General features: G+C 64.2%; 2 protein-coding genes. Both read right to left on the reverse strand.

What is annotated here, in order from left to right; translation table 11 throughout:
- Positions 1-21: 21 nt before the first annotated feature.
- A complete protein-coding gene (locus F6Q13_RS17110; protein WP_367141350.1) occupies positions 22-714 on the reverse strand; it encodes a transposase in 693 nt (230 codons plus the stop codon).
- A gap of 317 nt (positions 715-1,031) precedes the next feature.
- Entirely contained in the window at positions 1,032-2,258 is a 1,227-nt protein-coding gene (locus F6Q13_RS17115; protein ID WP_293059103.1) for an IS4 family transposase, read from the reverse strand.
- Positions 2,259-2,363 lie beyond the last annotated feature (105 nt).

Raw genomic sequence — 2,363 nt, forward strand, 5'->3', positions numbered from 1 at the left:
GGATAAGGCCTTTGCCTATTTCTACCCTGCCGACACGCTTACTGAAGGGCTAGTGCCCCCGGCGTCGGTGCGACAGATGACCTGCTGGTGCGCGGGGTCCACCGGCAGCTGCGCCAGCGCCGCCTCCAACACGGTGAGGTGGTCGCCGGCAGTACCCGAACCCGCATTGCCCGGCCGTAGCAGCCCGGCCAGCGCCTCCCCAGTGGCGTCCAGGACCGCCAACAGCGGATAAAACCCGAACCCGCGCTTATAGGTCGGCGCCGCATATTGCTTGTCGGAATCGGCCTCGATGAGTACCCCGTCGATATCGATGACATACCAGCCCGGATCGGCCCCGGTTGCCCAGGCCGCGGCACGCGCGGCGGCGCGGGCGGTTTGGATGCGGGCCAACGCGTCGGTGTCGACGGCCTCCAAGGTTCGCCATGCCGTCGCCACCGAAGCCACCTGACCGAACAGATCGGGCTGATCAGCCAGCACCCGCAGGTCGCTGATCGCCGTCGCGCCGTCGCCGATAGCCACCGCCAGGTCGGTCAGCACCCGGCCCCGGTCATGGCCGCGGCGACGCTTCTTCGTCGGTGCCATCGCCGCTGACAACCCCTCAGTCAGTCCCAGCCCGTCGGCCAGCTCGCACAACAATCGCGTGCCCGCGTGCGCCACGACACCCCGTCCGCCTGTAGTTACCACCAGACCCGGACGGCCAGCTGTAGTCTTCACCTCGGAAGTGCCCTTCTGCTGTTGGAACTGTTACGGTTAGCAACTACAGTTTCCCTTGCAACAGAAGGGCTTTCCGTTATCTACACGCCGTGTCGCCCACAACTACTGCAAAATCCGGGCTAAGCCCAATACCGTTTACTTAAGGGTTTACGATGACGTGGCGGTGGGTGGTTGGCGCGTTGCGGTGATGAGTGTGTTTGAGCTGGTAGCTCGACATTTTGCGTTTGACGACGCGGGGATTGGCGCGGGGGCGGCGCGCAGGTAGCAGTTCGTGGAGAATTTCGGCGGTGACACAGGTGTGCGCGTTGGCGATGGCCTCAGGGGGAAAAACCCGGGTGGCTGGCGGTGGTTCTGCGAGCTGCCCGAAGTGATCGGATGAAAGACAGCCTGTCTGGATCGTGTCCGTAATCAGTTGCCGCCGAATGCATCAGCCAGCGGATCGCGTAGTGCACGCACAAGTAGCCGTAAACCTCCTGGATCACCCCGTCGGGCAACTTGGACCGCAGCACCAGGCCCGGGCCGCGCTGGTGGGTCTTAAGTTCGTCGAAGGCGGTCTCGATCTCCCAGCGCTGGGTGTAGAGCTGAGCGAGTTCGGCGGCGGGGGCGGCGCCCGGATCGGTAATGCTGGTGATCAACCGGTAGGTGCGCTCAGCGGGGCCATCGTCGGTGTCCTGCTCGGCCGCGAGCGTGTATTCGATGACCCGCACCTTGATGCCCTCGGTGTGGGTACGGCGCGCTTTGGTCCCCGGGTAGATGTGGGATGCAAAAGAGCCATCGCTGTAGCGTTGTTCGACCGGTAGGACGGCATTGGACTTGACCCGCCACAGCAGCTCGGCACCGGTGCCGGCCGCCTTGGCCCACAGCGAGTAGCTGAAAAATCCGCGATCGGCCAGCAGCAGCATGCCCGGCAACAGCGAGCGCAACACCGACTCGGCCAGCGTCTGCTCACCCTGCCGATACGGGCCGACTGCGGCATCGATGATCGTGTGCGACCCACACTCGGCCAGCCCCAGGACCCGGACCTGCGGAAACGCCCCACCTCGGCCCTCCCCCCGCGAGGATGCCGGCCGGCCGAACCACTCGACGTTGGCCTCGGTATCGGCGGCATCCAGGCAAAACCCGTCGATGCTCATCAACCGCCACGACCGATAGAAACCACCCGCCACCTGGGAATCAGCCAACGGCACCACCGCCTTATCAAACAATGCCCGCAACGGTTCGGAGCCCAGCCGCTTGCGCGCCTGAAACAACGCGGCCTTCGTCGGCACCGACCACTGCTGCGACCAGCCCGATGCCCACGAAAGACCAGCCACCAGCATCCGCATCACCTCCTCGTAGGAGGACGTCGAAAACAACGCCAGGCCAAGCACGTAATAGACGACCACCCGCGCCGGCAACAACCGGTGGCGCACCTCCACCCGGCCACACTCGAAGAGCACCTCATCGATCAGCTCCGGCGGAAATACCCTGGTCAACACGCCCAACGAGATGTGATCAGACAACCGCTGATCACTCTGCGGCTTCACCCACCCAGCCCGTGGCACCGCCTCAGAATAACAACCATGTAATCTTAAGTAAACGGTATTGGTGTTAGCCTCGATTTTTCACATGGCCTGGCGGGGTTGCTCGGAGCCGGTTGCTGGCCGGCT

Source organism: Mycobacterium sp. (assembly GCF_008709575.1).
Classification (GTDB): Bacteria; Actinomycetota; Actinomycetes; order Mycobacteriales; family Mycobacteriaceae; genus Mycobacterium.